The following is a 25332-nucleotide window of genomic DNA, read 5'->3' on the forward strand; positions in this document are numbered from 1 at the left end:
AAAATCATGAAGTGCGAATCATGATTTCATGGCTGGGTCTCGGTGGTTCATGGGTTCAAGATGGGGACCGGAGCACACGAAGTTCCCGCAGCCGCCACATGGCGCTGTGCAACCTTGCAGGAGACACCCTATGAAGTGGGAAACCCCGACGGCCACCGATCTTCGCTTCGGCTTCGAGATCACGATGTACGTCAGCGCTCGTTGATTGGACGCCCCCCGTTGCTTGCTCACTTCGTGTAGCAGCCTCCCCCCACTGGGGGGCGCACCCGGCGGACTGGCAGAGCCAGTTCCGCGGGTGCACCGGGCTGGTTGCGTTGGGTTCGGGCGATGGGAAAGCGTACAACGCGGCAACTCCTCGACAGCCTGCCCCGGTGCGTTCCGGGGCGGGTTGTTTTCATCCGACCGACACGTCATCCATTTCTCTCCCGATGCGCATCACCGTCCTGGGCTCGGCCGCTGGCGGCGGCTTCCCGCAGTGGAACTGCAACTGCCCCAATTGCGCCGGCGTGCGCAACGGCACGGTGCGCGCCAAGCCGCGCACGCAGTCGTCGATCTTCGTGCGCCCCGACGAGGGCGAGGACGGCGTGTTGTTCAACGCATCGCCCGACATCCTGGAGCAGATCCGCAGCAGCCCCATATTGCAGCCGGCGCGCGCAATGCGCGACACCGCCATCGCGGGCGTGGTGCTGATCGACGGCCAGGTCGACCATGCCACCGGCCTCTTCATGCTGCGCGAGCGCGGCACGCCGCTGCCGCTGTGGTGCACCGATCCGGTGGCCGAAGACCTGAGCGAGGGTAATCCCGTGCTGCGCGTGCTGTCGCACTACTGCGGCGTGGCGCGCCACGCGATCACGCTCGACGGCAATTCCTTCGAGGTGCCCGGCGTGCCCGGCCTCGTCTTCCGCGCGATGGCGCTGACCGGCAAGGCCGCGCCGTACTCGCCGCACCGCGAGCAGCAGGTGCCGGGCGACAACATCGGCGTGGCCATCCTCGACCGCAGGAGCGGCAAGAGCCTGTTCTATGCGCCGGGCCTGGGGGCCATCACGCCGCCCGTGTTCGATGCCATGGCCAGCGCCGATGCGGTCATGGTCGACGGCACCTTCTGGACCGACGACGAGATGCTTCGCCTGGGCGTGGGCAGCAAGCGCGCGCGCGAGATCGGCCACCTGCCGCAGTCGGGCGAGGGCGGCATGATCGAATGGCTGTCGAAGCTGCCCGCCACCACCACGCGTCGCATGCTGATCCACATCAACAACACCAACCCCATCCTCAATGAGGACTCCGAAGAGCATGCGGCGCTGCGGCGCGCAGGCATCGAGCCCTGCGAGGACGGGATGACGATCCAACTCTGAAAACATCGAGCCCGCCATGCATGCCGACAGGATTCAAGATTCATCGCGCCCAGTCACGGGCAGCGAGAAAACCGCCCCGGCATGGAGCCGCCAGGAGTTCGAAGCCAAGCTGCGCGAGCGCGGCCGCAGCTACCACATCCATCACCCGTTCAACGTCATGCTCAACAGCGGCCGGGCCACGCCCGAGCAGATCCGCGGCTGGGTGGCGAACCGCTTCTACTACCAGATCGCGATCCCGATCAAGGACGCGGCCGTGCTCTCGAACTGCCCCGACCAGCAGGTGCGCCGCGGCTGGGTGCAGCGCATCCTCGACCACGACGGCTTCGAGCTCGGCGGCATCAAGGACGAAGGCGGCGTCGAGGCCTGGCTGCGGCTGGCCGAGGCGGTGGGGCTCACGCGCGAAGAAGTGCGCGACCTGCGCCACGTGGTGCCGGCGGTGCGCTTCGCGGTCGATGCCTACGTGAACTTCGCGCGCCGCGCGCCCTGGCAGGAGGCCGTGTGCTCCTCGCTCACCGAGCTCTTTGCGCCCGAGATCCACAAGCAGCGCCTGGCCACCTGGCCCGAGCACTATGCGTGGATCGAATCGGCAGGCCTCGACTACTTCCGCAACCGCGTGAGCCAGGCTCGGCGCGACGTGGAGCAGGGTCTGGCCATCACGCTCGACCACTTCGACACCCGCGCACTGCAGGAGCGCGCGCTCGAGATACTGCAGTTCAAGCTGGACATCCTGTGGGCCATGAACGATGCGATGGCGACGCGCTACGGGGTGAACGGCGCATGAGCGCTGCGCCGGGCCGCCCCAAGCAAGCTCGCACCGCAGTGCGAAGCACGAAGGTACTCCAATGACCGCGAACAAGCCCGTGCTCACCGCCGAAAGCAAGCCCCGCGTCGGCCCGGGTTTTCGCCTGCAATGGGAGCCGGCGCAGGAATGCCATGTGCTGCTGTACCCCGAGGGCATGGTCCGGCTCAACGGCAGCGCGGGCGAGATCATGAAGCGCTGCGACGGCGAGCGCAGCGTCGCGGCCATCGTGGCCGACCTGGAGCAGGCCTTCGACACCACCGGGCTCGAACCCGAGGTGCGCGGCTTCGTCGAACTGGCGGCGCAGCAGAACTGGCTGCGCTGGGACGCCCAATGACCGCCGCGCCGCCGCGCCCCGGACCGCCGCTCTGGCTGCTGGCCGAGCTGACCTACCGCTGCCCGCTGCATTGCGTGTTCTGCTTCAACCCGGTCGACTTCGCGCAGCAGGAGAACGAACTCGGCACCGACGACTGGCTGCGCGTGCTGCGCGAAGGCCGCGAGCTCGGCGCGGTGCAGTGCGGCCTCTCGGGCGGCGAGCCGCTCCTGCGCGACGACCTGGAGATCATCATTGCCGAGGCCGCGCGCCTGGGCTACTACACCAACCTGCTGACCTCCGGCGTCGGCCTCACGGCGCAGCGCGCCGCCGCGCTGAAGGCCGCGGGCCTGGACCACGTGCAGCTGTCGTTCCAGGACTCCACGCGCGAGATGAACGACTTCCTCTCGCACACCAAGACCTTCGAACTCAAGAACCGGGTGGCGAAGATCATCAAGGACCAGGGCTGGCCGATGGTGCTGAACGTGGTGATCCACCGCATGAACATCGACCACATCGACCGCATCATCGAGATGGCGCACGAGATGGGGGCCGAGTACCTCGAGCTGGCCAACACCCAGTACTACTCGTGGGCCTTCGTGAACCGCGACCAGCTGCTGCCCACGCACGAGCAGCTGCGCCATGCCGAGGAGGTGACCGACGCCTGGCGCAAGCGGCTCGGCGAGCGCATGCGCATCTTCTTCGTGGCGCCTGACTACCACGAGGGCAAGGCCAAGAAATGCGTCAACGGCTGGGGCAGCATGTTCCTCACCGTGGCGCCCGACGGCACCGCGCTGCCCTGCCACACCGCGAAGATGCTGCCGGGCCTCGAATTCCCGAACGTGAAGGCGCACGGCCTGCGCGAGATCTGGTTCGATTCCGAAGGCTTCAACCGCTACCGCGGCACCGGCTGGATGAAGGAGCCCTGCGCGAGCTGCGACCAGCGCGAGCAGGACCTGGGCGGCTGCCGCTGCCAGGCCTACCTGCTGGCGCAGGATGCGGCCGCGGCCGATCCGGTGTGCGCGAAGAGCCCGGACCACCACCGCGTGGTCGAGGCGGTGGAGCGTGCGGCCGCGCGCGATCCGGCGGCGCCGGCCGAGCATCCGCTGGTGTTCCGCGATCCCGCCAATTCGCGGCGGCTTTCTGCCGCAATCGTCACGCCGCACGCGTGAGGCGAGGGGCCGCCTCGGGCCGGCGCCACGGCACGGTTGAATTGCCCGGCGGCATGTGCACCGTCAAGCGGTTGACGCTGGCACGCGCCCCTGGCTACATTCCCGGACGAGCCCTTGGAGAGGCTGCCGCGTTGGCCGGCAGGCGCGTGCCTCTGCGAAATTCAACCCTGTTTCCGAAATCGAAATCCATGTTCGGCCGAATCAAGCTCCATCCATTCATCAAGGCGAACCCTCCGCACGCAGGCTGCACACCGGCGGCGAAGACACTGTTGGACAGGTACGAGGGGCAGTTGTCTGCCGCGCTGCTCGAGTTGTGGCGCAAGCACGGCCTCGGGCTCTACGGCCGCCGGCAGATCTGCCTGATCGATCCGCAGGCGTGGCAATCCACGCTCGATCGATGGATCGTTTCGCCACCCAGCGCCACCTTGCGCGTGCCCATTGCGCTGACGCCGTTCGGCACGCTTCTTTTCTACCGAAAGCTCACGGCCGTGGACGAGGACGTTGCGGCGCTGAACCCCGTGACCCGCAGCATCAGCATCCTGACCTGGGACCTGGCGGATCTGTTCAACAACGTTCTGAGCGACCCGCGCCAAGCCGATGAATTCATCCAGCCGGCCATGCTCGAAACCGCGCAGCAGCAAGCAGGCACGCTATCGTCCGGCGAGGCGTATCACGTCGATCCCATGCTGCTGTCCATGCAGATGCTGAAGATTGCCAGGACGGATGCGCTCGCGCTTCACCAGAAGCTTCGCGCACAGGTCGATCACGAGCAGGCGCCGCCCGCGCCGCCGCCGGGCACCATCCGCGCAGCCTTGCCCGCCGGATATCGCGAGGCGTTCAAGGACCTGGAAAGACAAGATGGCCATCCGAGCGGGCTTTATCTTTCCACCTATATCGATTGGCGCCGGCTGGTCGCCCTTCACGCGGATGGCAACTATCAGCTGCTCTTCTGGAGGAACGATCACAAGACGGGTGAAGCATCGGGCATACGGCATTACGACGGGCGGTATCGGACGCTCGAAACCGATGAGGGCGACTGCCTGCTGCAACTCGACCTGGTGCTGACCGGCAAGTCGCTGGGCAGCGATGCCAGCGATGACGGCTTGTACCTGATGCGCAGCGGTGGACAGCCGCTGCTGTTGCAGGCTGCCCGCCTCGAGGACATGGCAACGGCCATCGGCGGGCGTTCGACCATGGGCAGCTCCGAACACTACTTCCGGCCCGTGCGGCTGGACGATCCCTTTCCTGCCGAGAACTCCGGTGGCATGGAGGCCCCACCTTTCGAGGACCTGCCGTCCGCGCTGCAGGCTCTGGTGCACCGCAAGCCTCTCCGGGCCACGATCGTCGAGGTCGACGCCCACAGCGACCCCGAAGATTCCACCGTGATGGTCTGGGTGGATCTGGGAAGCAACGACGGGCTGCGCAAGAACATGCCGCTCATGTCGCCCAAGGACAGCCCGCGCGCGCTCTACGGCTGGGTATGGCAGATGGATCCGAAGCGTTGCGGCGTCGGCATCAAGGTGCGGCGTGACGCGGCAGGCGCCGTGGTCAACGGCCCTGAGACGGGCGACGTCCTTGTGAGCCGGGCGGATTGAGTCCACCGGCGACAGCGCGAACCCGCGTTGCAGACCGAATTTCGCGAGACCTACCAGTCGACCTGAGGCCACCGTGGCATTGCCGGCCGAGCCGGAGCCGGCATCCGCCATGGCCGCCAGTCCCGCATCAGGCCGAGCTCCGGCGCGAACCGCCATGCCAGCAGCGCCAGCGCGAGCAGCGCGGGAATCCACCGCAGGTCCGTATCCGCCGGCAGATATTGCGCGTAGCGGCGGTCCAGCATGGCCGTCTTCAGGGCCTCGGGCGTGTTCAGGCGCCGGTAGTTCACGCCGACCAGCTCGGCCAGCGCGCGCAGATGGTCCTGCCGCAGCTCGGAAAGATGTTCGTGGTTGAGCGCGCTGCCGATCGCCGAGCCCTGCACCACCTCGTCGGCCCGCCAGTAGCCGGCGGGCTCGCCGTTGCTGCCGGTCTTGGGAATCGGCACCGGCACGTCGCCGCCCACGCCGATCAGCCAACCCTGGACTTCGCCGGGCTTGATGTCCGTCATCGGCGGTGTCTCGTTGATGCGCAGCGGCGGCGATTCCTGCCCGTCGCTGATGAAGACGAAGTGGGTATCGGGCCCCACGCTGCGCGCGCCGCGCACGGCCCAGGTCACGCCTTTGCTCACGTTGCTCGCATTGGCCCAGCGCATGCGGCCGTCGATGCGCTCGAGCGAGGCCAGCAGTTCCTCATAGTGGCTGCAGACCTCGACCGGCGAGAGGATCACGAGCGAGCGGTAGTCCGCGAAGACGCTCCAGCCCACCTTGGAGCCGCAGGGCAGTGCACCGAGCACCTCGCGCATGGCGGCGCGTGCGAGCGTGAGGCGGCTGACCGCCGTGTGGTCGAGTTCCACGTCCTCGACGTTCATGCTCTGCGTGATGTCGAAGCTGACCTGCCAGTTGAACACCGGGCGCTGTAGCTGCACGCGCGGCGGCCAGACCGCGAGCGCCAGCAGCAGCAGGGCCAGCACCAGCGGCCAGCTGCCGGTGCCGCCGCCGATGCGCCGCCAGGCGATGCGCCACTGTTGCCGCAGCGGCGGTTTCACGGCAGGTCTCCGGCGACGAAGCCCGGCACCCGGACCCGGCGCTGCTCGTGCGCCGGCTGCTGCTCGGCGGAGAAGGCTTCCTGGTCCTCGGGCGCGAGCCGCAGCGCGCGCTCCAGGTTGTAGCGCGCGTCCCAGTCCTCGGGCGCGGCGCGCAGCAGGTCGCGCAGCCGCTGCTTGCCGAGTTCGAACAGCGGCAGCGCGCCGGCCTCCTGCGCCATGCCCTGGCGCAGGTACATGTTGCCGAGGTTGAACAGCGCCTGCTGCGCGACCGGGTCGCGCTCGCCGGCCTGGATCAGGCTCGCATAGCCCTTGAGCGCGGCATCGTGCGCGCCGGCTTTCGAGAGGGCCAGCGCCTGGGCCAGTTGCAGTTCGCGCGGGGCCGAGATCGGCGCCGTCGTCGCGTCCTTGCCGACCGGCGTGGCGGCGATGCGGGCGATCTCGGCATTCAGGCCCATGGTGTGGCGCAGCCGCAGCCCACGCTCCAGTGCCACGCCCACGCAGCACAGGCTCAGCATGCCGAAGACCAGGTGAATCGTGCGTCGCTTCATGAAGCGCTTTCTTTCCGCCAGCTCTGCAGCTGCACGGCGCGGCAGGCGAGCAGGCCTGCGCAGCACAGCATCGCTGCCAGGTAGAACGCGGCGCCGTGGTCGCGCCGCGGGACCCGCTCATGAATGGTGAGCGGAAAATTCTGCTGCCGGTCGATCTCGGCCATGGCGGCGGCCATGGCATTGGAGTCGTCGACCTGGTAGAGCCGGTAGGGCGTGCTCAGCGTCTTGAAGAACTGGTGCAGCGCCAGTTCCTCGCCGAGGCCGTAGGCTGAAACCGTCTCGGTGTTGAGGTTGGGCGAGTTGGGGCCGCTGCGCACGTAGATCCAGTACAGGCCGATCTTCTCGCGCGCAAGGCCGACGTGGATGCGCTGCCGCGTCGGCTCGTCGAGCTGGGCGCCGCCGTCCGAAACGATCAGGATCACGCGGCTGCCCGAATAGCTGCGGCCTTCGAATTCCTCGATGGCCGCGAGCAGCGCCACGCCCATGCGGGTTTCGGGCAGGCCGCGGCCGATGGCGGTGGCGGCAAGCGCGGCCTGCACCGTGTCGGTCTTCTGCGTGAACGGCACCACCGCGATAGGCACCGTGCTGAAGGTCATGAAGGCAAAGCGGTTGTCGGGCCGCTTGGCGACGAATTCGCTCAGCAGGTCGCGCACGACCTTGGCCTTGGGCTCCTGTGACATGCGGCCCGCGGTCTGCAGGCCGTTGGTGTGCACCGTCGCATCCATGCTGCTGCTGCGGTCCATCAGGATCAGCACCTCGGCGCCGCGCCCGGCGCGCTCGACCACGGCGCCCGACTGCCCCGGCCCCGCGAGCCCGAGCACCGTGAAAGCCATGGCGCCGACCGCGAACGCGCGCCACAGAAAGCCGACCAGGCGCCCGACGCGGTCGGCCGGCAGCCAGCCCACATACGAGAAGCCCAGCGTGTCGCTTCGCTTGCGCAGCAACGGCAGCAGCGCAAGCGGCAGCAGCACGAGCATCCAGGGCTGGGCGAGGTCGAAGCGCATGGCTCTGTCTGCCGGTCAGTGCCGGTGGCGCTTTTCCGCATTGCGCAGCGCGCGGCACAGCGGCTTGAGCGGGTAGGCGGCCTGGGGCTGCGCCGGCGCGGCGGCGCTTTCGGCGAAGAAGAAGCGCCGGGTCGATTCGCGGTAGAAATCTTCCAGCCGCGGCTGCAGCGGGCGCAGGTAGGGTGCATCGGCCAGCAGCTGCGGCAGGCTGGCGCCGTGCACGACACGGCCGGCGCTCCGGTTGAGCGCGCGGTGCAGCACGCGCCATGCCTCGGGGCTTGCCGGGTCATCGATGCGCTTGAGCTCGCGCCAGGCATGCGCGAACGGCAGCTGCTGTGCCTCGCGCATGTTGCGCCAGGCCCACCAGGCGAGCCAGGCCAGCAGCACCGCGAGCAGCGCCAGGAGCGAGAGCTTCAGATGCTGTTCGATGGCGTAGGTCGGAAGCGCCGCGACCGGCCGGTCCGGCCGCAGCGGCTGCAGGTCGCCCTGGCCGAAGGTTTCCGCCGGCGCCAGCGGCCCGATGCTGACCGGCCAGGCGGGCAAGGCGAGCGCAGGGCCCGCGACGGTGGCGATCGTCAGGGCCGGCAGCGAGATGGCGGTCAGCGCGCGCGGCGCATTGATGAGCTGGTACTCGATGGCGAGCCAGCGCCTGCCCTGTGCATCGGTCTCGATGCGCGATGGCCTGCGTTCGAGCCAGAGATCGATGCGCGCCGCGGCGGGCAACGCACCGGGCTCGAGCGGCCGGCCTTGGTGCTCGAGCAGCACGCGCTGCGTGAGCAGGTCGCCGAGCACGTGGCCGAAGCTGCGCGGCTGCTCGATGGTGGCCGCAGCGGCTGGCGTGGCGGGATCGGCGGCGCGCGCAAAACCGGCGGGCACGGCGGTCAGAAGCAGCGCCAATGCCAGCGCCGCGGGATGAACGAGGTTCGTTGCGCTCATGCCGCCGTCTCCAGGAAATAGCGCGTGAGCGCTTCGGCGTCGAAGCGGCCCTGCAGGTGAAAGGGCGGCATGCCGTGCGCATTGAACAGCGCGCTGAGTTCGGCGCGGCGCGCCGCGACCGATTCGCGCCACCGCGTGCGCAGCGAATCGCGCATCCACAGGCTGCGCCGCGCGCCGGTTTCGGCGTCGCGCAGGGCGACCAGCGCGCGGGCCTCGGGCGGTTCGACCTCGGCCGGGTCCCAGACCACCAGCGGAACGACGCACGCCGGAGAGAACTGTTCGAGCAGCTCACCCAGCGCGGCGATCGGCCAGTGAAAGTCGGACGCGAGAAACACCAGTCCGCCGCGGCCCACCAGGCGTTCGGTGGCGCGGCGCAAGCCTGCCAGCGCGCTGCCGTCGGTGGGCGCCGGGCCCGCGGCAGCTTGGCAGTCGCGCAGCATCGTCGCCATCAGGCTGCCGTTGCCGCGGCTGTGGCGCGCCGGCACGAAGAGGTCCTGGCGCTCGCGCTGGTCGAAGGCCAGCAGGCCGACCGTGTCGCCGGCGCGAAAGGCGCTGTAGCCCAGCGCCTCGACCAGGTCGGCCACCACGTCGAGCTTGCGGCGCTCGGCGCCGAAATGCATCGAGGCCGACACGTCGACCACCACGTGCACCGGAATCGCCACGCGCAGCCGATGGATGCGCACCAGCCAGTCGCCGCGGCCTTCGCGCACGCTCGCGCGCAGGTCGATGCGGCGCGGGTCGGGATGGTCGAACAGCCGCCGGTGCGCAGCGAATTCCTGTCCGCTGCCCTGGCTCAGCCCGCGCTGCGCACCCGGGCGCCAGCCGCCGAAGCGGCGCGGCAGCTGGTAGTGGAATTCGTCGACGCGGTCCATGGCATCAGGGGGCGGCGATCTTGTCCATGATTTGCGTGACCAGCGCTTCCGACAGCTCGGCCCGGCGCAGTTCGTAGACCGGCGTGAAGAAGACGCGGTGCCCAAGCACCGAGGGCAGCACCGCCGCCAGATCGGCGGGTTCGAGGTGCGAGCGGCCTTCGAGCCAGGCCACGGTGCGCGCCGCGCGCAGCAGCGCGCTCATGCCGCGCGGGCTGGCGCCAGCCAGGATCAAGCGGTCCATGTCCACGCCATCGATCCGGATACCGAACTTCTGCGGCGCTTCGGTGGCCTCCCACACGTCGAGCACATAGCGCTCGATGGTCTCGCTGGCGCGCACGCTGCGCTGCACCTGCGCGCCGATGGCGTTGAGCCGGTCCCAGGGCAGGATGGCCGGCGCCACCTTGTCGATCAGGCTTTCGGTGTCGTGGTAGGCGGTGTCGAACACCAGCGACTGGCGGATGCCGCGGTCGGCCGGCTTGGGCATGTTCAACTCGAACATGAAGCGGTCGCGTGCCGCCGAAGCCAGTTCGAAGGTCTCTTCGCGCTCGACCTTGTTGCGGTCGGCGAACACCGTCATGTGCGGAAAGCTGTACTCGCGGTCGAAGGCCGACACCGTGCGCTCGGCCATCGCGCGCAAGAGCAGCGACTGCACCTGCGGCCGGGCCCGGTTGATCTCGTTGAAGAAGAAGGTGACCAGGCGCTCGCCGTGGCGCAGCAGCGGCCCCGGGTCGATGCGCGGGCGGCCTTCGGCGTCCACGTAGGTGTGATAGACCAGGTCGCCGGGCATCAGGTCGACCGTGCCCTCGACGCGCTCGAAATCGCCGCCGATGGCGCGCGAGAAGGCACGCAGCACCGTGGTCTTGCCGACGCCCACGTCGCCTTCGAGCAGCACATGGCCACGCGCGAACAGCGCCACGTTGATGAGGCGAATCGTTTCGGCCTGGCCGATCACCGCTTTCGCGACTTCGCTTTCGACGCGCAGCGCGAGGCGGCGCCAGTCTTCGAGTTGTTCTTCGGTGCCCATGGTGGTGTCCGGTGCCCCGGGGCTACTTCGACTCCATCATCTTCTTCAGGTGGGCGAGCCCGTCGCGGTAGACGCCGGTCACGGCCTTGATGGCGGCTTCGTCGTTCTTGTCCGGCGGCGGATCGTTGTTGGGATAGCCGCGGTAGAAGGCGCCGCGCCATTCGACGACGGACTTGCCGCCGTCGGCCACCACCGAGAGCACGGAGGTGTAGTTGGTGACCGGCAGTGCGCCGCCGTCCTTGGCGCGGTAGTTGTATTTCATCTTCGCGTCGTCGTAGCCCTCGAGCGTCTCGACCAGCGTGCCGCCGGCCTTGAGCTTGACGGTGCGCACCGAGCCTTCGGTATTGCCCTTGTCGGCCGGGCTGTCGGCCACGGCCGGATGCCAGTCCTTCAGCGCGTTGAAGTTCTTGATCCTGGCCCAGACGGCATCGGCCGGTGCCTCGATGGTGACTTTCTCGCTCACCTTCTGGCGCGTCGGCCCGTGGGCCTGGCTCGGCGCCGATGCGGCAAGCAGGAACGATGCGAGAAGAACGGACAGCGCCCGTCGGCCGGAGGGATGTGTCAGCATGGAAATATCCGTGATGAGGTGAGAAGAAAAAAGGTCGTTCCGAAAAAAAGGTCAGGGCTCCATCGGCGTGCCGATGAAGGCGCCGAAGCCGCGGCTGTTCTGCCCCGTGGCGATGGTCTTGAGCTTCTGTCCGCTCGCGGCGTCCAGCACCTGCACGTTGTCGTCCATCCAGTTGACGACGTAGACGCGGCCGCCGTGCGCGGCAATGCCTTCGGGGTAGGCAAAGCCGGGGAGGGTGCGCAGCAGCTTCAGCGAGGCGGCGTCGATCACGCTGACCGAGTCTTCGTGCTGGTTGGTCACGTAGAGCAGCGCGCCGCCCTCGGCCAGCGCCGCGCCGTAGGGCGCCTTGCCGGCCTTCACGGTGGCAATGACGGCTGGGCGGCGGATGTCGCGCATGTCCACCACCGAGATGTCGTTGCTCTGCACGTTGAGCGCGTAGAGGCGCGAGCGCGGCGCGTCGTAGAGCAGCGCGAACGGATGGCTGCCGACGCGCACGCGCGCCAGCACGCGCTGCGCGGCAGTGTCGACCACGGCCACGCTGTCGTCGTCGCGCTCGGCCACGAAAACGGTGGCGCCGCCTGGATGTGCGGCCACGCCGGCAGGCGCGCGGCCGACCGCGATCGAGGCCAGCGGTTTCGCGGCCCCGGTGGCTTGTGCGTCGAGCACCAGCAGCCGGCGGCTGTACCAGTCGGCCACGTACAGGCGCCGGCCGTCGGGAGAGATGTCGATGCCCACCGGCCCGTCGCCGGCCGGCAGCGTGTCCACGACCTTCTGCTGGCGCATGTCGATGACCGAGATGGTCTTGCTGTCGGGGTTGGAGACGAAGGCCCGGCCCGCGCGGCTCGATGCCACCACGCCGGCCGGCGAGCGGCCCACCGGCACCGTGGCCACCACCTGCTGCGAGGCGAGGTCGATCACCGACACGTCGTGGCTGCCCTGGTTGGTGATGTAGGCGAACGGCGCAGCCCAGGCCGAAGTGCACAGCAGCAGCAGGGAGGCAACCCCGGCGTGCACAGGTGTCGCGATACCCGTCATGGCGATCGACCGGCCCGGGACGCGGCTCAGCGCGCGGTCGGCGGGCCGATGAAGCAGCCCTTGTTGGCCTTGGCCTGCAGCGCCTTGTATCGCTTGATGTCGGCCTGCAGCTTTTCCGAGTCGCGGATGTAGCCGCCGCGCTCGCCGCCGATGGTGGTGGCCTTGGCGGCGGTGCTCAGGTCCACGTATTCCGAATACCTGATCTCCCTGGCCAGTGCGTCGACCGCGCAGGAGCACTTGCTGGCCATTTCGAAGTGGCCCGCATCGGGGTGGGCCGCGATGCATTCCTGCACGTACAGCACGCGGTCCAGCGTGGGAAAGTCGTTGTTGGCATGCGTCGCGCCATGCACGGCCATCGGCAGGCCGAGAAGACAAAGAAGAAGTCGGACTGTTTTGTTCATGGCGTTCGCTGGAAGAATTTCGTGAGCGGCAACAGGCGCTAGCGCGCCGGCGCCTTGGCTCCGTCGATCAGGAGCTCCTCGACCATGAGGGGCTGGGCCGCGGCGCTGTCGCCCGGAATGGAGGTGCGAATGCCATAGACGCCGCCCGGCACCGCGTCGGACAGCGTGAAGCGGTAGGTCTTGGTCGCGAACTTTTCGTACTTCGGCCGGTTCGGGTCGTCCAGGAAGGGGCTGAAGACGATTTCCTTGCCCTTGATGGCGCGGCCCTGGTAGCGCAGCGACACGTCGCGCACTTCGGCGTCCTGGTAGATCCCCATGCGGATGCGCTTGCGGAAGTGGTATTCGGAGCCGCGCGTGAGGCGCTTCATCTCGCGCACGTCGTGCTCCAGGAAATAGAGGATCACGGGATTGCCTTCGGCGGCCGGCACGTCGGGCACCGGGAGCTTGTGCGCACCGCTCAGGAACACGCCCTTGGCGTCGCAGCAGCGGCCGTCTTCCTTGGCGCTCAGGGACACGGTCACGCTGTCGGCAAACGCCTCCTCGAAGCTGCCGGTCTTGCCGAAGGTGTAGCGCAGCAGCATGGGCGCCTGCAGGTCTTTGAGCTGCGGCGTCATGAACAGCAGGCGTTCGGCGGGCGAGAAGTCGCGCTTGTCGGGCTCGGCATGCGAGGCCGGGGGAGACAAGAGAAGAACGCAGAGCGAAGCGGCGATGGCGAAGCGCATGAGGAAAACGGCAACTCAGTTGGTGGGAACCCCGAACGATGCATCGACCAGCGGCACGCCGAACTCCTTGAGGATGGCCTGGATCTCGGGTGCCTTGGACTCGATCAGTCCTTCGACCTGCTGCTTCCATTCGCGCTCGCCGTAGCGCACGCCCATGGCCATCTGGTAGTCGAGGCGAACGCCCTTCTCGGACTTGAGCGGCACCACGACGAGGGCCGGGTTTTTGACGCGCCGCGCAAAGTAGCCCGCGATCGGGCCCCAGACCACCACGGCGTCGAGCTTGCCTTCGGCCAGGTCCTTCTCGACGATCTCGCCCGGGTACTGCGCGGGGTCGGCGCTCATGAGCTTGTAAGGCACACCCTGCTCCAGCAGGCCGTGCTTGTTGAGCCATTGCGAAGCCGGCGAGCGGTCGTAGATGCCGATGCGTAGCGACTTGAGCTTGGCCGGGTCGAGCTTGAGGAAGTCTTCCGCCGAGGCCACGTTGTCCATGCCCTTGCCCTTGGGAAAGACCAGCGCGTAGGTCGAGCGGTAGTAGGGCTTGGTGACCGAGACTTCGTCGAGCCCGACGGGCACGCCCATCACGATGTCGCAGGGGTAGTCCTGCCCCGGCAGCTTGAAGCGCAGCGTGTTGCGGAAGAAGGCCAGCCGCTGCGGGAACGAGTAGTAGGTGACCGGCAGGCCGAGCGCCTTGCCGAACACCTCGGCGATGCGGTTCTCGATGCCTTCTGCCTTGGTGTTGGAGAAGGGCATGTTGTTGGGATCCTGGCAGACGCGCAGCGCCTTGCGCGGCGGTGTTTCCTGGGCCAGCGCCGGCACCAGCGCGCAGCAGCAGGCTGCGCCCAGGAGGCCCGCCCGCAGGCGGGCGCCGATGGAAAGCGGCTTGGCAGCAGGCTGCCGCGTCGTCATTTGTTTTCTTCCACTCGGGCGCGGGTGATGGCGCCGTCGGACCGGCCCTTGAGGTAGGCGTAGAGCTGGTTGATGTTCTCCATCACCGCCGGGTTGTTGCCGAAGCTCTGCATGCCCTTGTCGAGCCTGCCGTCGCGCACGGTCTTGATGAAGTCTTCCTTCTTCATCGTCTTGAGGCTGTTGATGAGGGACGGTCCCACCATCCCTTCCTGGTTGGGTCCATGGCAGCGGTCGCAGGCCGCGGAGCGCCAGGTGCGGAAACCCTTCATGGTTTCGGGATCCACCTTGTAGCCGTCGGTGACCTTGTAGGGCGCGGGGTCTGGCGCGGCAATGGCCAGTGTGCAGGCCACGCCGGCGAGCAGGACGAGGGAAGGCAGCAACGTTGACTTACGAAATTTCATGGCTCCTGGGTCTCCGGGTATCTTTTGAAAGTGCGCGGGGGAGAGCCCTCGAGCGAGTGCTCTCCCGGTTCGCATGTTGCGTCCATCTGTCCGATGGCGCCTCGGTAGTAACGCTTCAGTTGGGCAGCGCGAAGACAGTCAGCGAGCCGCCGAGCTCGGTGTACTGGGCGAGGTCCTTGTAGCCGCCGACGGCGCCCAGGCCTTCGGTGCTCTTCTCGGGGTCGATGCCCGCAGCCATGCCGATGCCGGCCCAGCCGCCGATGCCCGAGAACACGCCGACGTACTGCTTGCCCTTGTGCTCATAGGTGAACACGTTGCCGATGATGCCGGACGGGGTCTTGAACTTGAACAGCTCCTTGTTGATGTCCTTGGCATCCACGCACTTCAGGTAGCCTTCCAGCGTGCCGTAGCAGGAGATCCCGCCCGCGGTGTTCAGCGAACCGCTCCACACCGAGAACTTCTCGGCCTTGGTCTGCACGATCTTGCCGGTGCCCGCATCCCAGGCGATGAAGTTGCCCATGCCGCCATGGCTGCCCGGTGTGGGGTACATCGAGAGCGTGGCGCCCACGTACGGCTGGCCTGCCGTGTACTCGACCTTGAACGGCTCGTAGTCCATGCAGACGTGGTTCGTCGGCACGTAGAAGAGCTTGGTGTTGGGGTCGTAGGAAGCCGGTTGCTGGTCCTTGCTGCCCAGTGCCGCCGGGCAGATGCCCTTGGTGTTGACGTCGGCGCCGTTCTGCGCGGTCGAGTACTTGGCCACCACCTGCGGCCGGCCGGTCTTCATGTCGACGTGCGTGGCCCAGTTCACCTTGGGGTCGTACTTCTCGGCCACCAGCAGCGCGCCGGTCACACGGTCCAGCGTGTAGGCGAAGCCGTTGCGGTCGAAGTGCACCAGCGCCTTGGTCGGCTTGCCCTTGACGTTGATGTCCGCCAGGATCATTTCATTGATGCCGTCGAAGTCCCACTCGTCGAACGGCGTCATCTGGTAGACCCAGTTGACCTTGCCGGTGTCGACGTCGCGCGACCAGATGCTCATGGACCACTTGTTGTCGCCGGGCCGCTGCGAGGGGTTCCAGGTCGACGGGTTTCCGGTGCCGTAGTACACGGCATTGGTCGCCTTGTCGTAGCTGTACCAGCCCCAGGTGGTGCCGCCGCCGATCTTCCACTGGTCGCCCTTCCAGGTCTTCAGCGAAGAGTCCTTGCCCACGGGCGCCATCTTGCCGTCGGTCCAGGTCATGGTCTTGGCCGGGTCCATCAGCATTTCTTCGTCCGGGCCGGTGCTGTAGCCCTTCCAGGCCAGCTTGCCGTCCTTGATGTTGTAGGCTGCAAGGAAGCCGCGCACGCCGAACTCGCCGCCGCTGATGCCGGTGATGACCTTGTCCTTGAAGACGTGGGGTGCGTTGGTGTTGGTGGCACCGACCTTCGGATCGCCGTTCTTCACGGTCCACACCACCTTGCCGGTCTTGCTGTCGAGCGCCACCAGGGTGGTGTCGGCCTGTTGCAGGAAGACCTTTCCTTCCGCATAGGCGAGCCCGCGGTTCACCGTGTCGCAGCACATGACCGCGATCACCGACTGGTCCTGCTTGGGTTCGTACTTCCACAGGATCTTCTGGGTTTCCACGTCGAGCGCGAACACCTTGTTCGGGAACGGCGAGTGCAGGTACATGACGCCATCGACCACCAGGGGCGAACCCTCGTGGCCGCGCAGCACGCCGGTGGAGAAAGTCCACGCGACCTGCATCTTGCCCACGTTGCTCTTGGTGATCTGATTCAACTTGCTGTATCGCTGGTTGAACATATCGCCCGCTTGCGTGGCCCAGTTCTTGGAGTTGGCGATGTTTTTCTCGACGTCGGCATTGGCGAGCGCCAAGGCCGGAAGAGCCAACATCGCGACGCCGATATGCCGTACGAGACGGCCGGCGATCTGCCTGGAAAACTTCATAGATGTCTCCTCACATTTCAGTGGGTTTTGAACATGGTCATGGCGGCAGCCTGCGGATCTTTCGATCACCTTGGCGAATGCTGCGGTCCGCAACATCCATGCCTGCCAGTTCCAGCGTGGAGCACTTCGGCAGCCGGTGCGCGCTTCATGCGAAGACAGGTGGCGCCACTCGGAACAGGCGTGCGCGAGGCGGCCTTCGCGCAGTGCGCGGCGGCGTGCTGCAACGCGATCCGGACCTAGGGAAATCCCGGGCGTTCGGTGTGCCGGCCGGAGCCTCCCGCCACGCATTGCCGTAGCCCTGCATCATGTGCGCATCAAATTTGACGCAAAGTGTCTCGTGCGACGTGACGAATGTCGGGCGGCCATGGCTTGCAGCGGGCTGGCAGGCCTTCGCGCGAGCCAACGGACGGCGACGCATCACGGTGAAAACCCTCGAATTCCAGAGGCACGGAATTTGCGGCTCGAAGGCAAACGGCCCATACCATTGAGACACCCAAAGCCCGGCGAATCCCATCGATCTACATGCTGCGAACCATCGACTTAACCAAGCGCTATGGCACGCGCACGGCGCTGCAGTCGTTGTCGCTGCATCTGCCTGCGGGCCAGTTCGTGGCGCTGCTCGGACCCAACGGCGCGGGCAAGTCGACGCTGTTCCAGGTGCTCACGGGCATGTTCGCGGCCGACGAAGGCGAGGTCGAGGTGGCCGGCCATTCGCTGCGCCGTTCGGCGACTGCGGCGCTGCGGCAGATCGGCGTCGTGTTCCAGCAGATGTCGCTCGACCTGGACCTGAGCATCCGGCGCAACCTGCTGTTCCAGGCCGACCTGCACGGCCTGCCGCGGCGGCTTGCGGCCGAGCGCATTGCGTCGGCCTGCGAGCGCCTGAACATCGACGCCGACCTCGACCGCAAGGTGCGCGAGCTGTCGGGCGGCAACCGGCGCAAGGTCGAGCTGGCGCGCGCAGGGCTGCACCGGCCTGCCGTGCTGCTGATGGACGAAGCCACCGTCGGGCTCGATCCCAGATCGCGCCAGGATCTGCTCGCGGCCCTGCATGCGGATGTGCGCGAGCGCGGCGTGTGCGTGCTGTGGGCCACGCACCGGGTCGAGGAGGCCGAGGAGGCCGACCGCGTGCTGGTGCTGCACAAGGGACAGCTGCTGGCGGACGGAACGCCGGCGCAGGTGGGCCAGAGCCTTGGCGGCGCCACGCTGGAGGCGGGCTTCATCGCACGCACCGCCTGAATCAAGAACTATCCGAGCCAAAAAGAATGGAGACATCGCATGCCGCAACCTTTCCTGCCCCCGCTTGCGCGCGCCCGGTTCCGCGCGGCCGCTAGCGCGTTCGCGCTGGCCGCCGCAAGCGCCGCCGCGCTGGCGCAGGGCACCGCCTATGTGTCGAGCGAGAAGGACAGCGCGCTGACGATGATCGACCTGGCAACCCTGGCCGTGAAGGGCACGATCCCGACCTGCAAGCGCGCGCGCCACATCCAGCTCACGCCCGAGCGCCAGATCATGGTGGCCTGCACTGATTCCAACCAGGCCGACCTGATCGACCCCGCGAGCGGCAAGTCGGTGCGGCGCATTCCGCTGGGCGATGAACCCGAGGCTTTCGACCTGTCGCCCGACGGCAAGGTCATCTATGTCTCCAACGAGGATGCGGGCGAGGCCAGCTTCATCGACGCGGCCAGCGGCAAGAAGCTGCGCTCGGTCAAGGTGGGCGCGGAGCCGGAGGGCGTCAAGGTCAGCGCCGACGGCAAGACGCTGTACGTCACGTCGGAGGTGGCAAGCCTGGTGCACGTGATCGACACGGCCAGCGGCAAGGTCGTGAAGAACATCAAGGTCGGCAAGCGCCCGCGGCGCATGGCCATCACGCCCGACGGCAAGGAGCTCTGGGTCACCAACGAGCTGGGCGCGAGCGTCAGCATCGTCTCCACTGCCACCAACGAGGTGATCGACACGCTCAAGTTCGAAGTGAAAGGCGCGCGCGCCGAGGACATCACGCCCGTGGGCATCCAGATGACGAGCGACGGCAAGCGGGCCTTCGTGGGCCTTGGTCGCGCCAACCACGTGGCCTTCGTCGACGTGCCCGGCCGCAAGGTCGGCTCGCTGGTGCTGGTCGGCAAGCGGGCCTGGAACGTCACGCTCGACAAGGCGCAGGCGCGGCTCTACGTCGTCAACGGCCTGAGCGACGACGTGACGGTGGTCGACGTGGCCGGCGCCAAGGCCGTCAAGAGCGTTCCGGTAGGGCGCGTGCCCTATGGGCTCGTGATCGTCGAATGAGGACGCGCGCAACGGCTTCCTGCTTCGCGGGCGCGTGGTTGATGGCCGTGGCGCTCGTGGCGCCGGCGGCGGCGGGCGCGGCCGTGCTCAAGGCCACGCTGATCACGCCGGACGACGATCCGCGCCTGGAGCGCTCGCGGCTGGAGCGTGCCTACCTGGGACACCCGGGCGGCCGGCTTTCCGACGGGCTCGAGGTCGCGCTCGAGGAGACGAAGTTCGAACTGGAGGCCGCGGGTGCCGAGGTGGCGCTGGCCAGCGCGCCGGCCGCGACCCTCGAGGCGGCGCGCGCCGCCGCGGTGGCGGCCGAGAAGAACGGCGCGGCGGTGCTGCTGACCGACCTGCCGGCCGAATGGACGCTGGCCGTGGCCGATGCCGTGAAGCTGCCGGTGCTGAACCTGGGCGACGCCTCCGACCGGCTGCGCCAGCAGGATTGCCGCGCCCGCATGTTCCACCTGATTCCGAGCGAACGGATGCGCAGCGATGCGCTGGCGCAGACGCTGGTGTCGCGCAAATGGAGCAAGCTGCTCCTGCTGGTGGGTGGCAGCCCGCAGGACGCGCTGCGTGCGGCCACCGTGCAGGCGTCGATCAGGCGCTACGGCCTGCAGGTGGTGGCCAGCAAGCCGTTCAAGCTCTCGGCCGACCCGCGCGAGCGTGATCTCGCCAACCCGCTGCTGCTCACGGCCGGCAACAGCTATGACGCCGTGTGGGTGGTCGACAGCGACGGCGAATTCGCGCGCATGCTGCCCTACCGCACGGTGCTGCCGCGGCCGGTGGTGGGCGACGGCGGGCTGGTGGCGCTGGCCTGGCATGCGCAGTTCGAGCGCTACGGCGCGCCGCAGGTCTCGCGCCGCTTCGCCAAGGCCGCGAAACGCCCGATGACCGCGCAGGACTGGGCCGCATGGATGGCCGGCAAGACCCTGGCGGCCGCCGCCATTGCCGCGCCCAAGGGGCCGAACGCGGCCTGGGCCCAGGCCATCGGCAAGAGCACGCTCGACGGTTCCAAGGGCACCAGCCTGAGCTTCCGCGCCTGGGATGGCCAGCTGCGCCAGCCCATGCTGCTGACCGACGGGCAGGGCGTGATCGCGCAGGCGCCGGCCGAAGGCGTGCTGCACCCGCGCAACGTGCTCGACACGCTGGGCGCCGATGCACCGGAGAAGCTATGTCCGATCGCGCGCTAGAAACCCCAAAGCCTGCGGGCGAACAGGCCGAACCGCTGGCACGTCGCGGGCTGGGCCACGCGCTGCAGGCGATGCGCGCCATCATGCTGCGCGAGCTCTACAAGTTCTCGCAGCAGACCGGGCGACTGGTGTCGGCGCTGGTGCGGCCGCTGCTGTGGCTGGCGGTGTTCGCGGCCGGTTTCCGCAACGTGTTCGGCGTCGCGATCGTCGAGCCCTACGACACCTACATTCCGTACGACGTCTACATCGTGCCGGGGCTGGTCGGCATGGTGCTGCTGTTCAACGGCATGCAGTCGTCGCTGGCCATGGTCTACGACCGCGAGATGGGCCTGATGCGCCTTTTGCTCACGGCGCCGCTGCCGCGGCCGTGGCTGCTGTTCTCCAAGCTCTGCGCCACCGCGCTGCTGTCGGTGCTGCAGGCGCTGGTGTTCGTGGTGGTGGCGGCGCTGATCGGCACCGAGCTGCCGCTGCTGTCGCTTGCCGGGCTGCATGCGCTGGTGGCGCTGGCGGCCGGCGCGCTCATGCTGGGCGCGCTCGGGCTGCTGCTGTCGGTGCACATCAAGCAGCTGGAGAACTTCGCGGGCACGATGAACTTCGTCATCTTCCCGATGTACTTCCTTTCGACCGCGCTCTACCCGCTGTGGAAGCTGCAGGAATCGGGCGCCGAATGGGTGTACCAGCTGGCGCGCTTCAATCCCTTCACCTACGCGGTGGAGTGGATCCGCTTCGCGCTCTACGGCAAGGACCCGGGCCTGGCGCCCTATGTGGTGCTGGGCTGCCTGGTCGTTTTCTTCGGGCTCGCCTGCTGGGGCTACGACCCGCAGCGCGGCTTCGGCGGCCTGACCAAGCGCGGCGGAGGCGGGCCATGAGCCGGAGGCAGGCCGCGGGCGGGCAGGGCGGCGCCACCCGGCGCGGCTGGCTTCGCGGGGCCGGCGTGCTGGCACTGGGCGCATTGCCCTTGGCCCGGGCGATGGCGTCGACCGAGCCCTTTCCTTCGCGGCCCGTCACGCTGTGGGTGCCCTGGCCCGCGGGCGGCGCCACCGACATCTCGCTGCGGATCCTGGCCGAGCTGGCCTCGGTTGCGCTCGGGCAGCCGGTGCTGACCGAAAACCGCGGCGGCGCCGGCGGCACGCTGGCCATGCCGGTGCTGCAGCAGGCGCGGCCCGATGGTTACACCATCGCCCAGATGCCGCAGCCGGTGTTCCGCGCGCCGCACACGCAGAAGGTGCTGTGGGACCCGATCCGCGACGTGACGCCGATCATCCAGGTGTCCAGCGTCACCTTCGGCGTGCTGGTCGCGGCCGGCAGCCCAATGCGTTCGCTCGAAGACATGTTCGCATTCGCGCGGGCCCGGCCCGGCGAACTGACCATTGCCACCAACGGCATCGGCACCACGCCGCACATGGTGCTGGAGACGCTGTTCACGGCGCGCGGCCTGCGCTACATCCATGTGCCGTACAAGGGCACGGCCGAGCAGCTCAATGCGATTGCGGGCGGGCAGGTGATGGCCGGCGTCAATTCCACCGGCTTCGGGCCCGCGGTCGACGCGGGCACGCTGCGGCTGCTGGCGATCTTTTCCGGCGAGCGTTCGAAGCGCTGGCCACAGGTGCCCGTGCTGCGCGAGCTCGGCTTCGACATCGTGGCCAAGTCGCCCTATGGGCTGGCCGGCCCGCGCGGCCTGTCGCGCGGCGTGGTGGCGGTGCTGCACGACGCTTTCAAGAAAGCCATGTTCGACCCGCGCTTCAGGGACGAACTCGCCAAGTACGACCAGGAGGTCGACTACCTCGGTCCGGAGGCCTACGCGCAGTCGTGCCGCGAAATCTTCGCGCAGGAGCGCGCCATCGTCGAAAAGCTGGGCCTCGCGCGCACCGGCACTTGAGGGGGAGAACGCCGTGAGCCGACCGAAATTGCCCACCGCCCGCCGGCTGATCGGCCTTGCCGTGGCGGCCGCTGCCTGCCCCCTGCCCGGACAGGCGCAGGAGGCCGGCGCGGCCCAGCCGGGCAGTCTGCCGGCCGTCGAGGTGGTCGCCACCACGCCGGTGCCGGGCATCGAGGTACCAAAGGACCAGATCCCGTCCAACGTGCAGACCGCCGACGACCTGCACCTGCGCCGCGCGCAGAGCCTGAACCTGCCGGACTTCATGGCCACGCAGCTGCCCAGCGTGAACGTGAACGAGATCCAGGGCAATCCGTACCAGGTCGACGTGAACTACCGCGGCTTCAGCGCGAGCCCGGTGCTCGGCACGCCGCAGGGCCTGTCGGTGTACCAGGACGGCGTGCGCATCAACGAGCCCTTCGGCGACGTGGTGAACTGGGACCTGATCCCGAAGGCCGCCATATCGAGCATCACGCTGCTGCCGGGCTCCAACCCGCTGTTCGGCCTCAACACGCTCGGCGGTGCGCTGTCGCTGCAGACCAAGCGCGGCGACACGCACCCCGGCACCGAGCTGGAGCTGCAGGCCGGCTCCTTCGGCCGCGTGAGCACCGAACTCACGCATGGCCGCAAGCTGGCCGAAGGCGGGCACCTGTTCCTCGCGCTCGGCGGCCTCAACGAAGACGGCTGGCGCAATTTCTCGCCCTCGCGCGTGCGCCAGCTGTTTGCCAAGGTCGGGCAGGACAGCGGAAGGCTTTCCTGGGACCTGAGCTTCACCCATGGCGACAACCGGATGATCGGCAACGGCCTGCTGCCCGAGTCGATGCTGATGCAGAACCGCAAGCAGGTCTACACGCGGCCCGACCGCACCAACAACCGCATGTCGATGCTCACGCTCAACGCCAGCTACCGCCTGAGCGACCAGCAGACGATTTCCATGACCGCCTACTCGCGGCGTTCGCGCTACAGCACGCTCAATGGCGACCTCAACGACGATTTCAATCCGCCGGACAACGAGGCCACGGGCGTGGAGAACCGCACCTACACGCGCCAGCATGGCGAAGGCGTGGCGCTGCAGTCGACCTATGCCGCGGGCATTCACCAGCTCACCTTCGGTGCCTCGGTGGACCGCGCGCACACGCACTTCCGCCAGACCGAGGCCGAGGGCCTGCTGGACTCCACGCGCGCGGTGGTGCCGCAGGAAGAAGCCGAAGTCGATGCGCTGCTCGCGGGCAGGAGCCGCACTGCGAGCCTCTATTTTTCCGACCTGGTGAGCCTGCGGCCGAACCTGCAGCTGAGCCTCTCGGGCCGCTACAACGACACCCGCGTGAGCACCCGCGACGAGGGGCGCGCCTTGCTCGGGCTGTCCACGCAGCTCGACGGCGAAGGCCGCTACAAGAAGTTCAATCCCGCCATCGGCCTCACATGGCAGGCCACGCCGCGGCTCACGGCCTACGCGGGCTGGAGCCAGGGCAGCCGCGCGCCGAGCCCGATCGAGCTCGGCTGCTCCGACCCGGCCAACGCTTGCGTGCTGCCCAACGCGCTGCAGTCCGATCCGCCGCTCAAGCAGGTGGTGTCGCAGACATTCGAAACCGGACTGCGCGGCACGCTCGACTCCGGCATGCGCTGGAATGCCTCGGTGTTCCGCACCGTCAACAAGGACGACCTGCTGTTCGTGAGCAGCGGGCTCTCGCGCGGCTACTTCAGCAACTTCGGGCGCACCCTGCGCCAGGGCGTGGAACTCGGCCTTTCGCAGCACACGGACCGCGTCGACTGGTCGCTGTCGTACAGCTACCTGCGCGCGAGGTACGACTCGCCGGCCTGCCTCGTGGCCGAAGCGAACAGCAGCGCCGAGACCAGCCCCGCCTGCACCGGCGAGGGCGAGATCGCGGTGCGCCGCGGCGACCGCCTGCCGGGGCTGCCGGCGCATTCGCTCAAGCTCAATGTCGACTGGCGCGTGACCCCCGAGTGGACGCTGGGCGCGCAGTACCGCGTGTACTCGAAGCAGACGGTGCGCGGCAACGAGAACGGCCTGCACGCACCCGACGGGGCCGATTTCAGCGGCAGCGGCCGCATCGGCGGCTACGCGCTGCTCGACCTCACGACGCGCTGGAAGCTCGGGCGCAACCTCGAACTCTTTGCCAAGGTGGCGAACGTGTTCAACCGCCGCTATGCCACGGCGGGCCAGCTGGGCCGCAACGGCTTCGATGCGAGCGGCGCGGTGGCGGCGCCCGATGCATGGCGCAATGCGCAGTTCGTGGCGCCGGGCGCGCCGCGCGCGGTGTGGATCGGCATGCGGGTGCAACTGGGCGTCTGAGACCGCGCGCCGAAAAGCTCAGGGCGCGCGCCGCACGCTGCGCTTCCTCGCAGCGGTGCGAGGTGCCGGCAGCGTGCCGAGCTGCTGCTGGATCTGCGCCTGGCCATGTGTGCGCAGGTAGTCCTCGAAGGCCAGCGCCACCTGCGGCAATTGGCGCGACGCCAGGTGCATCACGTACCAGTCGCGCACCACCGGATTGCCCGGCACCGGCAGCACGCCCAGCAGGCCCGCGTTCATCTCGAGCACGCAGGTGTGCATCGACAAAAACGCAATACCGAAGCCCGCGGCGCACATCTGCTTGATGGCCTCGTTGCTCGACAGCTCGGAGCCGATGCGCAGCGGCAGGCCGTGGTCCTTGAAGAAGCGTTCGACCGTGGTGCGCGTGCCCGAGCCGCGCTCGCGCACCAGCATGCGCGTGTCCGAGAGCAGGGCGATGCTCGGCTTGGCCGCAGACATCAGCGGATGCGAGGGCGCCGCGAGAAAGGCCATCGGGTGCTTGGCGAAGGCGCTGGAGTCGGTCTTCAGCTCCGCGGGCGGGCGGCCCATGATGGCGATGTCGATCTCCTGGCCCGCGAGCATGCGCACGATCTCGTCGCGGTTGCCGACCTGCAGCTTGACCTTCACCTTCGGGTGCTCCTTGGCGAAGTTCACGAGGATGGGCGGCAGCAGGTACTCGGCCGTGGTGATGGCGCCCACGCGCAAGGTGCCCGAGAACACCCCCTGCAGCATGGCCATTTCGTCGCCGGCCTCGCGCCACAGGTCGAGGATGCGGCCGGCATAGCCCGCGAGCAATTCGCCTGCCTCGGTCAGCCGGATGCCGCGGCCCGTGCGCTGCAAGAGCGGCGTGCCGGCCGACTCCTCGAGTGTGCCGATCTGTATCGACACCGCGGGTTGCGTCAGATGCATTTCGTCTGCAGCAAGCGAAACGCTGCCGAGCCGCGCCACGGCGTGGAAGGTGGCGAGCTGGCGAAAGCTCGCGTGCTTGGAAAGAGGCATGAAGTGATATTAGGTTCGGCAAATGTGAATGTCAAAAGATTTAATTTTTCTTTATCTTTCA

Annotated in this window: 26 protein-coding genes; 12 read left to right on the forward strand and 14 right to left on the reverse strand. The window is 68.1% G+C overall.

Going from position 1 to position 25332, the window contains the following annotated elements:
- The first annotated feature begins 130 nt into the window (after positions 1-130).
- The 6 genes from pqqA (at position 131) to FB547_RS19525 (ending at position 5231) form a co-directional block, all read left to right on the forward strand.
- The gene (gene pqqA / locus FB547_RS19500) at positions 131-205 is read left to right on the forward strand and encodes a pyrroloquinoline quinone precursor peptide PqqA (RefSeq protein ID WP_010100094.1); all 75 of its coding nucleotides are present in this window, start codon (positions 131-133) and stop codon (positions 203-205) included.
- 223 nt (positions 206-428) lie between these two features.
- Positions 429-1352 carry a pyrroloquinoline quinone biosynthesis protein PqqB gene (gene pqqB / locus FB547_RS19505; protein WP_145745063.1) on the forward strand — a complete coding sequence of 308 codons (924 nt, stop codon included), beginning with the start codon at positions 429-431 and terminating at the stop codon, positions 1350-1352.
- A gap of 16 nt (positions 1353-1368) precedes the next feature.
- Positions 1369-2133: a pyrroloquinoline-quinone synthase PqqC gene (gene pqqC / locus FB547_RS19510; protein WP_145745065.1), complete on the forward strand. Its 765-nt coding sequence runs from the start codon at positions 1369-1371 to the stop codon at positions 2131-2133.
- A 61-nt stretch (positions 2134-2194) separates the two neighbouring features.
- Positions 2195-2488 (forward strand): pyrroloquinoline quinone biosynthesis peptide chaperone PqqD, encoded by a 294-nt coding sequence (gene pqqD / locus FB547_RS19515; RefSeq protein ID WP_145745067.1) that lies wholly within the window; start codon positions 2195-2197, stop codon positions 2486-2488.
- Entirely contained in the window at positions 2485-3636 is a 1152-nt protein-coding gene (pqqE, locus tag FB547_RS19520) for a pyrroloquinoline quinone biosynthesis protein PqqE (RefSeq protein WP_145745069.1), read from the forward strand. Before pqqD ends, pqqE begins: the two co-directional genes overlap by 4 nt.
- Before the next feature lie 188 nt (positions 3637-3824).
- Positions 3825-5231, forward strand: coding sequence for a GAD-like domain-containing protein (locus tag FB547_RS19525; protein WP_145745227.1), 1407 nt, complete (start codon positions 3825-3827; stop codon positions 5229-5231).
- Positions 5232-5281: 50 nt separating this feature from the next.
- On the opposite strand, the gene FB547_RS19530 is transcribed toward FB547_RS19525, so the two are convergent.
- The 13 genes from FB547_RS19530 to FB547_RS19590 all read right to left on the reverse strand — a co-directional run bounded on the left by FB547_RS19530 (position 5282) and on the right by FB547_RS19590 (position 16579).
- Positions 5282-6274: an MxaL protein gene (locus FB547_RS19530; protein WP_261380341.1), complete on the reverse strand. Its 993-nt coding sequence runs from the start codon at positions 6272-6274 to the stop codon at positions 5282-5284.
- Positions 6271-6822, reverse strand: a complete 552-nt coding sequence (locus FB547_RS19535; protein ID WP_145745071.1) for an MxaK protein — start codon at positions 6820-6822, stop codon at positions 6271-6273. Before FB547_RS19535 ends, FB547_RS19530 begins: the two co-directional genes overlap by 4 nt.
- Complete coding sequence (locus tag FB547_RS19540) at positions 6819-7826, reverse strand: vWA domain-containing protein (protein ID WP_145745073.1); 1008 nt, start codon at positions 7824-7826, stop codon at positions 6819-6821. The genes FB547_RS19535 and FB547_RS19540 overlap by 4 nt, the downstream gene beginning before the upstream one ends.
- A 15-nt stretch (positions 7827-7841) precedes the next feature.
- On the reverse strand, positions 7842-8762 hold the full coding sequence (locus tag FB547_RS19545; RefSeq protein ID WP_145745075.1) for a calcium incorporation protein MxaA: 921 nt from the start codon (positions 8760-8762) through the stop codon (positions 7842-7844).
- Positions 8759-9634, reverse strand: a complete 876-nt coding sequence (locus FB547_RS19550; protein ID WP_145745077.1) for a DUF58 domain-containing protein — start codon at positions 9632-9634, stop codon at positions 8759-8761. The genes FB547_RS19545 and FB547_RS19550 overlap by 4 nt, the downstream gene beginning before the upstream one ends.
- A gap of 4 nt (positions 9635-9638) precedes the next feature.
- Entirely contained in the window at positions 9639-10658 is a 1020-nt protein-coding gene (locus tag FB547_RS19555) for an AAA family ATPase (RefSeq protein WP_145745079.1), read from the reverse strand.
- A gap of 22 nt (positions 10659-10680) precedes the next feature.
- Positions 10681-11226, reverse strand: coding sequence for an SRPBCC family protein (locus tag FB547_RS19560; protein WP_145745081.1), 546 nt, complete (start codon positions 11224-11226; stop codon positions 10681-10683).
- Positions 11227-11277: 51 nt separating this feature from the next.
- Entirely contained in the window at positions 11278-12261 is a 984-nt protein-coding gene (locus tag FB547_RS19565) for a cytochrome D1 domain-containing protein (protein WP_145745083.1), read from the reverse strand.
- A gap of 26 nt (positions 12262-12287) precedes the next feature.
- A complete protein-coding gene (locus FB547_RS19570; RefSeq protein WP_225612820.1) occupies positions 12288-12662 on the reverse strand; it encodes a hypothetical protein in 375 nt (124 codons plus the stop codon).
- Between the two features lie 38 nt (positions 12663-12700).
- Positions 12701-13384 carry a hypothetical protein gene (locus FB547_RS19575; protein ID WP_145745084.1) on the reverse strand — a complete coding sequence of 228 codons (684 nt, stop codon included), beginning with the start codon at positions 13382-13384 and terminating at the stop codon, positions 12701-12703.
- 15 nt (positions 13385-13399) lie between these two features.
- Positions 13400-14290 carry a substrate-binding domain-containing protein gene (locus tag FB547_RS19580; protein WP_145745086.1) on the reverse strand — a complete coding sequence of 297 codons (891 nt, stop codon included), beginning with the start codon at positions 14288-14290 and terminating at the stop codon, positions 13400-13402.
- Positions 14287-14691 (reverse strand): c-type cytochrome, encoded by a 405-nt coding sequence (locus tag FB547_RS19585; RefSeq protein ID WP_012748141.1) that lies wholly within the window; start codon positions 14689-14691, stop codon positions 14287-14289. Before FB547_RS19585 ends, FB547_RS19580 begins: the two co-directional genes overlap by 4 nt.
- A 115-nt stretch (positions 14692-14806) precedes the next feature.
- Positions 14807-16579 carry a methanol/ethanol family PQQ-dependent dehydrogenase gene (locus FB547_RS19590; protein ID WP_370878909.1) on the reverse strand — a complete coding sequence of 591 codons (1773 nt, stop codon included), beginning with the start codon at positions 16577-16579 and terminating at the stop codon, positions 14807-14809.
- 576 nt (positions 16580-17155) lie between these two features.
- On the opposite strand from FB547_RS19590, the gene FB547_RS19595 reads away from it, so the two are divergent.
- The 6 genes from FB547_RS19595 to FB547_RS19620 are packed head-to-tail and all read left to right on the forward strand — an operon-like array spanning position 17156 to position 24275.
- Positions 17156-17869 carry an ABC transporter ATP-binding protein gene (locus tag FB547_RS19595; protein ID WP_145745090.1) on the forward strand — a complete coding sequence of 238 codons (714 nt, stop codon included), beginning with the start codon at positions 17156-17158 and terminating at the stop codon, positions 17867-17869.
- A gap of 39 nt (positions 17870-17908) precedes the next feature.
- Positions 17909-18907: a PQQ-dependent catabolism-associated beta-propeller protein gene (locus FB547_RS19600; RefSeq protein ID WP_145745092.1), complete on the forward strand. Its 999-nt coding sequence runs from the start codon at positions 17909-17911 to the stop codon at positions 18905-18907.
- Positions 18904-20085: a branched-chain amino acid ABC transporter substrate-binding protein gene (locus FB547_RS19605; protein ID WP_145745094.1), complete on the forward strand. Its 1182-nt coding sequence runs from the start codon at positions 18904-18906 to the stop codon at positions 20083-20085. The genes FB547_RS19600 and FB547_RS19605 overlap by 4 nt, the downstream gene beginning before the upstream one ends.
- Entirely contained in the window at positions 20067-20954 is an 888-nt protein-coding gene (locus FB547_RS19610) for an ABC transporter permease (protein WP_145745096.1), read from the forward strand. The genes FB547_RS19605 and FB547_RS19610 overlap by 19 nt, the downstream gene beginning before the upstream one ends.
- Entirely contained in the window at positions 20951-21964 is a 1014-nt protein-coding gene (locus FB547_RS19615) for a Bug family tripartite tricarboxylate transporter substrate binding protein (RefSeq protein ID WP_145745098.1), read from the forward strand. The genes FB547_RS19610 and FB547_RS19615 overlap by 4 nt, the downstream gene beginning before the upstream one ends.
- Before the next feature lie 13 nt (positions 21965-21977).
- Positions 21978-24275: a TonB-dependent receptor gene (locus FB547_RS19620; protein ID WP_261380342.1), complete on the forward strand. Its 2298-nt coding sequence runs from the start codon at positions 21978-21980 to the stop codon at positions 24273-24275.
- Positions 24276-24293: 18 nt separating this feature from the next.
- Here the strand turns inward: FB547_RS19620 and FB547_RS19625 are convergent, their stop codons facing one another.
- A complete protein-coding gene (locus tag FB547_RS19625; protein WP_145745100.1) occupies positions 24294-25271 on the reverse strand; it encodes a LysR family transcriptional regulator in 978 nt (325 codons plus the stop codon).
- Positions 25272-25332 lie beyond the last annotated feature (61 nt).

This window comes from Variovorax beijingensis (assembly GCF_007828835.1).
Taxonomy (GTDB): Bacteria; Pseudomonadota; Gammaproteobacteria; order Burkholderiales; family Burkholderiaceae_C; genus Variovorax; species Variovorax beijingensis_A.

Bases quoted from the DNA above. Each gene is read 5' to 3' on its own strand.
- FB547_RS19610 (WP_145745096.1), top strand. From the start codon at position 20,067: ATGTCCGATCGCGCGCTAGAAACCCCAAAGCCTGCGGGCGAACAGGCC.
- FB547_RS19605 (WP_145745094.1), top strand. From the start codon at position 18,904: ATGAGGACGCGCGCAACGGCTTCCTGCTTCGCGGGCGCGTGGTTGATG.
- FB547_RS19565 (WP_145745083.1), bottom strand. From the start codon at position 12,261: ATGACGGGTATCGCGACACCTGTGCACGCCGGGGTTGCCTCCCTGCTG.
- FB547_RS19590 (WP_370878909.1), bottom strand. From the start codon at position 16,579: ATGTTGGCTCTTCCGGCCTTGGCGCTCGCCAATGCCGACGTCGAGAAA.
- FB547_RS19575 (WP_145745084.1), bottom strand. From the start codon at position 13,384: ATGCGCTTCGCCATCGCCGCTTCGCTCTGCGTTCTTCTCTTGTCTCCC.
- FB547_RS19550 (WP_145745077.1), bottom strand. From the start codon at position 9,634: ATGGACCGCGTCGACGAATTCCACTACCAGCTGCCGCGCCGCTTCGGC.
- FB547_RS19560 (WP_145745081.1), bottom strand. From the start codon at position 11,226: ATGCTGACACATCCCTCCGGCCGACGGGCGCTGTCCGTTCTTCTCGCA.
- pqqE (WP_145745069.1), top strand. From the start codon at position 2,485: ATGACCGCCGCGCCGCCGCGCCCCGGACCGCCGCTCTGGCTGCTGGCC.
- FB547_RS19585 (WP_012748141.1), bottom strand. From the start codon at position 14,691: ATGAAATTTCGTAAGTCAACGTTGCTGCCTTCCCTCGTCCTGCTCGCC.
- FB547_RS19570 (WP_225612820.1), bottom strand. From the start codon at position 12,662: ATGAACAAAACAGTCCGACTTCTTCTTTGTCTTCTCGGCCTGCCGATG.
- FB547_RS19580 (WP_145745086.1), bottom strand. From the start codon at position 14,290: ATGACGACGCGGCAGCCTGCTGCCAAGCCGCTTTCCATCGGCGCCCGC.
- pqqD (WP_145745067.1), top strand. From the start codon at position 2,195: ATGACCGCGAACAAGCCCGTGCTCACCGCCGAAAGCAAGCCCCGCGTC.
- pqqC (WP_145745065.1), top strand. From the start codon at position 1,369: ATGCATGCCGACAGGATTCAAGATTCATCGCGCCCAGTCACGGGCAGC.
- FB547_RS19615 (WP_145745098.1), top strand. From the start codon at position 20,951: ATGAGCCGGAGGCAGGCCGCGGGCGGGCAGGGCGGCGCCACCCGGCGC.
- pqqB (WP_145745063.1), top strand. From the start codon at position 429: ATGCGCATCACCGTCCTGGGCTCGGCCGCTGGCGGCGGCTTCCCGCAG.
- FB547_RS19540 (WP_145745073.1), bottom strand. From the start codon at position 7,826: ATGCGCTTCGACCTCGCCCAGCCCTGGATGCTCGTGCTGCTGCCGCTT.
- FB547_RS19555 (WP_145745079.1), bottom strand. From the start codon at position 10,658: ATGGGCACCGAAGAACAACTCGAAGACTGGCGCCGCCTCGCGCTGCGC.
- FB547_RS19595 (WP_145745090.1), top strand. From the start codon at position 17,156: ATGCTGCGAACCATCGACTTAACCAAGCGCTATGGCACGCGCACGGCG.
- FB547_RS19600 (WP_145745092.1), top strand. From the start codon at position 17,909: ATGCCGCAACCTTTCCTGCCCCCGCTTGCGCGCGCCCGGTTCCGCGCG.
- FB547_RS19535 (WP_145745071.1), bottom strand. From the start codon at position 6,822: ATGAAGCGACGCACGATTCACCTGGTCTTCGGCATGCTGAGCCTGTGC.
- FB547_RS19525 (WP_145745227.1), top strand. From the start codon at position 3,825: ATGTTCGGCCGAATCAAGCTCCATCCATTCATCAAGGCGAACCCTCCG.
- FB547_RS19545 (WP_145745075.1), bottom strand. From the start codon at position 8,762: ATGAGCGCAACGAACCTCGTTCATCCCGCGGCGCTGGCATTGGCGCTG.
- FB547_RS19625 (WP_145745100.1), bottom strand. From the start codon at position 25,271: ATGCCTCTTTCCAAGCACGCGAGCTTTCGCCAGCTCGCCACCTTCCAC.